Annotated in this window: 5 protein-coding genes; 2 read left to right on the plus strand and 3 right to left on the minus strand. The window is 67.4% G+C overall.

What is annotated here, in order from left to right; translation table 11 throughout:
• On the plus strand, window positions 1-662 hold a 662-nt coding region (locus I6U14_RS04945), incomplete at its 5' end, for a response regulator (RefSeq protein WP_296897369.1).
• 180 nt (window positions 663-842) lie between these two features.
• Window positions 843-2,366 carry a YdiU family protein gene (locus I6U14_RS04950; protein WP_296897370.1) on the plus strand — a complete coding sequence of 508 codons (1,524 nt, stop codon included), beginning with the start codon at window positions 843-845 and terminating at the stop codon, window positions 2,364-2,366.
• A 225-nt stretch (window positions 2,367-2,591) separates the two neighbouring features.
• Here I6U14_RS04950 and xthA read toward each other — a convergent pair whose 3' ends face one another.
• The 3 genes from xthA to mgtE form a co-directional block, all read right to left on the minus strand.
• Complete coding sequence (xthA, locus tag I6U14_RS04955) at window positions 2,592-3,407, minus strand: exodeoxyribonuclease III (RefSeq protein ID WP_296897371.1); 816 nt, start codon at window positions 3,405-3,407, stop codon at window positions 2,592-2,594.
• 108 nt (window positions 3,408-3,515) lie between these two features.
• Window positions 3,516-3,803, minus strand: a complete 288-nt coding sequence (locus tag I6U14_RS04960; protein ID WP_296897372.1) for a hypothetical protein — start codon at window positions 3,801-3,803, stop codon at window positions 3,516-3,518.
• Window positions 3,804-3,896: 93 nt separating this feature from the next.
• Window positions 3,897-5,360, minus strand: a complete 1,464-nt coding sequence (gene mgtE, locus I6U14_RS04965) for a magnesium transporter (protein WP_296897373.1) — start codon at window positions 5,358-5,360, stop codon at window positions 3,897-3,899.
• Window positions 5,361-5,544 lie beyond the last annotated feature (184 nt).

The following is a 5,544-nucleotide window of genomic DNA, read 5'->3' on the forward strand; positions in this document are numbered from 1 at the left end:
CGGACACCGGCTGCGGCATCGCGGAGGCCGATCGCGAGCGCCTATTCGCGCCCTTCGAGCAATTCCATCACACCCAGGCGGGCAGTGGCCTCGGACTCGCCATTTGCCGAGAGCTCGCGAGCGTGCTGGGCGGAGAGCTGAGCCTAGACAGCACACCCGGGCAAGGCAGCTGCTTCCGTCTCCGACTGCCCGTGGGGCTGGTCGCAGGGGCACCCGCGGAGGTCGGCAACGACGCGCAGCAAGCCCCCATCGTTGGCTACGAGGGCCCGCGGCGGCGGATCCTGATCGTCGATGACAGCCATGGGAATCGGCGGGGGATGGCCGGTCTCCTCGGCCATCTGGGTGTCGAGGCCAAAGCGGCGGGCAAGGCCGACGCGGCACTGGCCAGCGCCCGCCGCGAGCCGCCGGACCTGGTGATCGTCGACCTGCGCATGCCGGAGGTCTGCGGCTATGCGGCCAGTTGCCAGTTACGCGAAGGCATCAAGCAGCCGGGGCTGCCGGTCATCGCTGCGTCCGCCTCCCCACTGCCGGAGCCGTCGGATGTCGCGGAGCTCGGCTTCGACGCCTTTGTGCTCAAGCCCGTGGAGCAGGAGGCCCTGTGTGCGGCGATTGGGGAGTGCCTAGACCTGCGCTGGGTGCGTGGCCGACCCGGCGGCGGATGAGTAGAGGATGATGCGCACGCCGGCGCTTTGCGCATCCTCCCAGCCCAGATAAGCAGAGGGCTACGGCCAACGGCGGGCACCACCACCGGCATTGCGCCGTCGCTTAGGTGTCCGCACCTTGTCGGGAAAGCCTGAGTATTTGTCTCGGAAATTTCGGCCGAAAGACCCGCAGGACTTCGCATGACCCCCACCGCCTCTGCCGCTGCACCATTGCCACCCTTCGAGCACAGCTACGCCGAGCTGCCTGGGCACTTCTACGCGGAGATCCCGCCGACGCCGGTGCCCGAGCCTTACCTGCTGCGCTTGAACCACGCGCTGATCGACGAGCTGGGGCTGGACGCGGACTGGCTCGCGAGCAGCGACGGTGTCGCGATGCTCGCCGGTAACCGCCTGCCGGAGACCGCGAAGCCCATCGCCATGGCGTATGCCGGACACCAGTTCGGCAACTTCGTGCCGAGCCTGGGGGACGGGCGCGCCATCCTGCTCGGCGAGGTCGTCGATCGCCAGGGTCGCCGCCGGGACGTGCAGCTGAAGGGCGCCGGGCGCACGCCCTTTTCGCGCTCAGGCGACGGCCGCGCCGTGCTGGGCCCCGTGCTGCGGGAGTACATCCTGGGCGAGGCTATGCACGGGCTCGGCATCCCCACCACGCGCGCGCTGGGCATGGTAGCCACCGGCGAGCCCGTGTTCCGCGAGCGCCCGGAGCCCGGCGCCATCCTCACCCGCGTCGCCGCCAGTCACATCCGGGTCGGCACATTCGAGTACTTCGCCCGCCGCGGCAACACCGACGCCGTGCGCACCCTCGCGGATTATCTGATCCAGCGCCACTACCCGGAGCTGGCCGAGAGCGACGCGCCCTATGCCGACCTGCTCGCCGCCATCGCCGCCCGCCAAGGGGAGCTCATCGCCCGCTGGCTGCTGGTGGGCTTCATCCACGGCGTTATGAATACCGACAACATGGCGCTCTCCGGCGAGACCATCGACTACGGCCCCTGCGCCTTCATGGACGAATACGACCCCAACCAGGTCTACAGCTCCATCGACCGCTTTGGCCGCTATGCCTACGGCCAGCAGCCGAGCATTGGGCTGTGGAACCTCACCCAGCTCGCCAACTGCCTGCTGCCCCTGCTTGCCGCCGACACCGAGGAAGACATGGAGGCCGCCAAGACCCAGGCCAGATCCGCCCTGGACGCGTACGGCAAGGCGTTCGAGCCCGCCTACTACGGCGGCCTGCGCGCGAAGATCGGCGTCATGGATGACGGCACGGACACCGGCGCCGACGACGAGCTGGTGACGGATCTGCTCGGGCGCATGGCCCAGCATCGCGCCGACTTCACCAACACCTTCCGGCTGCTCGCCGACGCGCGCCCGGATGATCCGGCCACCCTGGAGCCCGTGCGCGCCGGCTTCACGGACCCCGCCGCCTTCGACACCTGGGCCGCGCAATGGCGCGAGCGCCTGACCCGGCAGCGCGAGCCCGATGCTGAGCGCCAGGCCCGCATGCGCGCCCTGAGCCCCGCCTACATCCCCCGCAACCACCGTGTGCAGGAAGTTATCGACGCCGCCACCGAGCGCGGCGACCTGGCCCCGCTGGAGCGCCTGCTCGCGGTCGTCTCCCGCCCCTATGACGATCACCCGGAGCAAGCCGAATACCGCCAGCCGCCGCAAGAGCACGAGGTAGTGCACCAGACCTTCTGCGGGACCTAAGCCATCCCCATCAGCCCCCCATTTGACCTCGACAAGATACGGGGACGTTATACGATCTGGGGACGTTATACTGAATTTAGGCAAAGGCACAGGGCCGGAACCGGACTCGGCCTCATAGTCATTCAACCGGCCCGTTCTCTTTTCTGGGCTTTGCGCCTCTGCGTCTCTGCGCGAGCTCTCTCCTTGCTGTGTCGCGCTTTCGCAGCGTTCCGTGAGCGCGCCGTCTCAGGCCAGCTCGATCCACACCGGGCAGTGGTCGGAGGGCTTCGCGAGGCCGCGGATGTCGTAGTCGATGCCCGCGTCCCGCAGACGTGCGCGCAGGGGCTCGGTGATCAGGATCAGGTCGATGCGGAGCCCCCGCTTGGGCTCGCGCTCGAAGCCCCGGGAGCGGTAGTCGAACCAGCTGAAGCGGTCGGTGACAGCCGGATGGACGACGCGGTAGGCGTCGATGAGCCCCCAGTCCATGATGGACTGGAGCCAGTCCCGCTCCTCCGGCAGGAAGCTGCACTTGCCGGTGCGCAGCCAGCGCTTGGCGTTGTCCTCGCCGATGCCGATGTCGGCGTCGAGCGGCGCCACGTTCATGTCACCCATGACGATGAGTGGCTCCTCCGGGCGGTAACGCTCGCGCAGATACGTGCCCAAGTCGGTGTAGAACTTTTCCTTGCCTGGAAACTTGATAGGGTGGTCGCGGCTCTCGCCTTGCGGGAAGTAGCCGTTGATGACGGTGACCGTCTCGCCGTCCGCCAGGGTGAACTTGCCCGTAATGGCGCGGCGCTGGGCGTCCTCGCCGTCGTTGGGAAACCCCTTGCAGATATCCAGAGGCGCCGCCTTGCTCAGCAGCGCGACGCCGTAGTGCCCCTTCTGGCCGTGATAATGGGGCTCATAGCCCAGCCCCTGGATCATCTCCAGCGGAAAGGCATCATCCGCCACCTTGGACTCCTGGATGCCGATGACGTCCGGATCATGCTTGGCCTTGATGGCCTCCAGCTGATGCGGACGGCTGCGGATACCGTTGATGTTAAAGGAGACGAGCTTGGGCATGGGTGTCTGTTCTCGGCGCGGCGGTTCAGCTGGGGGCGTCTTGCAAGCGGGTCCCATCACCTCAGAAGCCGCCAACCCATGACGCGAGGGCTGAGGGCGGAGGACGCGTCAGAACACCTCGTAGGTCTCCCGCTCCCCCATGTCCCGACCGTGCTCATAGGCCTTGCCCCAGGGCAGGTGCTGCTGGTCGCGGGCCTGATCATAGGGGTCTGGCTCGATGGTACGGGTGACGGCGTCGCCATGGCCGAGGGCCGTGAGCGCGGCCGCCATGCCGTTGGCATACCCGCGGTTGTACCAGAGCTGGGAGTCATCCTCCCGCTCCAGGTAGCCCTCGGACTCTTCGGTGAGCGAGGCCAGCAGGCGCAGGAGTTGGTTCAGCAGCTCGGGGTCGGGCACGGCGGGCGAAGGGGCTGTGAGTATTCTGCAAGGCTAGCATGCGGCAGCATCGCCGCTCCAGGGAATTCAGTATACCGTCCCCGTGATTTGTCGCTAGGGTAGGAGGGGCAGGTAGAAGAGCGACATCATCAGGAAGAAAATCATCACCGACAGGATGTCGTTGCCGGTCGTGATGAAGACGCCGGTGGCCATAGCGGGGTCGATGCCGAGCTTGTCCAGCAGGATGGGAATGGTGGCCCCAACGGTCACCGCCACCACCACGACCGTGAGCAGCGACAGGCCCGCACTCGCGGCGAGCACCAGGGGCGCGTCGAACGCTGTCACCTGCGCGACGCCGATCACCAATGCCAACAGCACCAAGGCGGCGATGGCGCCGTTGGCCAGAGCCGCCAGCAGCTCTTTGACCAACCGCCAGCCGAGATCACCGAACTTGACCGTACCGGTGGAGAGCCCCTGCACGGCGACGGTGCTGGCCTGGATGCCGGCGTTGCCGGCCATCGACATGACGATGGGGATGAAGCTCGCGAGGATCGCGGCTCGGGCCAGCTGGTCTTCAAAGGCGCCCACCACCGTTGCCGACAGGCTCGCACCGGCGAGCCCGATGAGCAGCCAGGGGATGCGCCCACGCACGATGCGGGCGATGGACTCGTCCGGGCGCGTATCGGCCGGCAGCCCGGCCATGAGGTTGCGATCTTCCTCGGCCTCTTCCCGCAGCACCCGGCGCAGCTGCTTGGGCGTGATACGGCCGATGAGCCGGCCGTCGGCGTCCACCACCGGCACCACGGAGAGCTCGTAGCGATCAGCGATCTTGGCGACCTCCTCTTGGTCGGTGTCCGGCCCGACGGCGATGAAGTCCGTGTTCATGACGTTGTAGACCAGTGCGTCCTTGGGCGAGAGCAGGAGGTCGCGCAGACGCAGATAGCCCACGGGCCGCTGGTCGCCGTCGACGACGTTCACGGCATAGAGCTTTTCGATCGCCTGGGCGTTGGCACGGATCTCGTGCGTCACCTGGCCCACGGTCCAGTCCGGCGGCACGGCCACGAACTTGCGGCTCATGATGCTGCCGGCGGAGTCTTCGCCGTAACCGCGCAGGGTGTCGATTGTGGCGCGGTCCCTGAGCCTCGGCAGCACCTGCGCCTGCGCGTCCTCCGGCAGGTCATCCAGCTGGTCGGCGGCCTCCTCCGGCTCCATGCCGTCCAGCACGTCCACCAGGCGCTGCACGGTGCAATCCTCCAACAGCGCGGAGCGGAATGCGGGGTTCAGCTCCGCCACCACCCGCGTCTGGAGCTTGTCGAGCCAGCCAATCAGCTTGCGCGCCCGCTTCAGGGGCAAATGTACAATGAGCGCCAGCAGGTGCTGCGGGGGCCAGCGCTTGATGGCGCGCTTGACGGTGTCCTTGTCGCCGGCTTTGATCAGCCGCGCAAAGGCGTCTACCACGGCCGCGTTGTGCTCGTCGAGGTCATCACTGATGCCGGCCTCGCCCACGGAGCGCCACACCAGCGGCGCCGTCGGCGCCGCAGCCTGTTGCGCTTGGGACGACTTGTCGGTCTTCGGCATCGCTGCAACCTCCGGTTCAGTCACCGACGGGCGACGCCCGTCATTGCGCCTGCGGGCGGCTATGCTAACCCCATGTGGGGCGACACAAATGACGGATGCGTTAAGGACTGTCTCGTCGGCGCCGGGGTCCACTAAGGAGATGCTGATTTATTGGGCATCCTGCCCAAAAATCAGACGGAGCCGG

The organism is Thiohalocapsa sp. (assembly GCF_019695415.1).
GTDB lineage: Bacteria > Pseudomonadota > Gammaproteobacteria > Chromatiales > Chromatiaceae > Thiohalocapsa.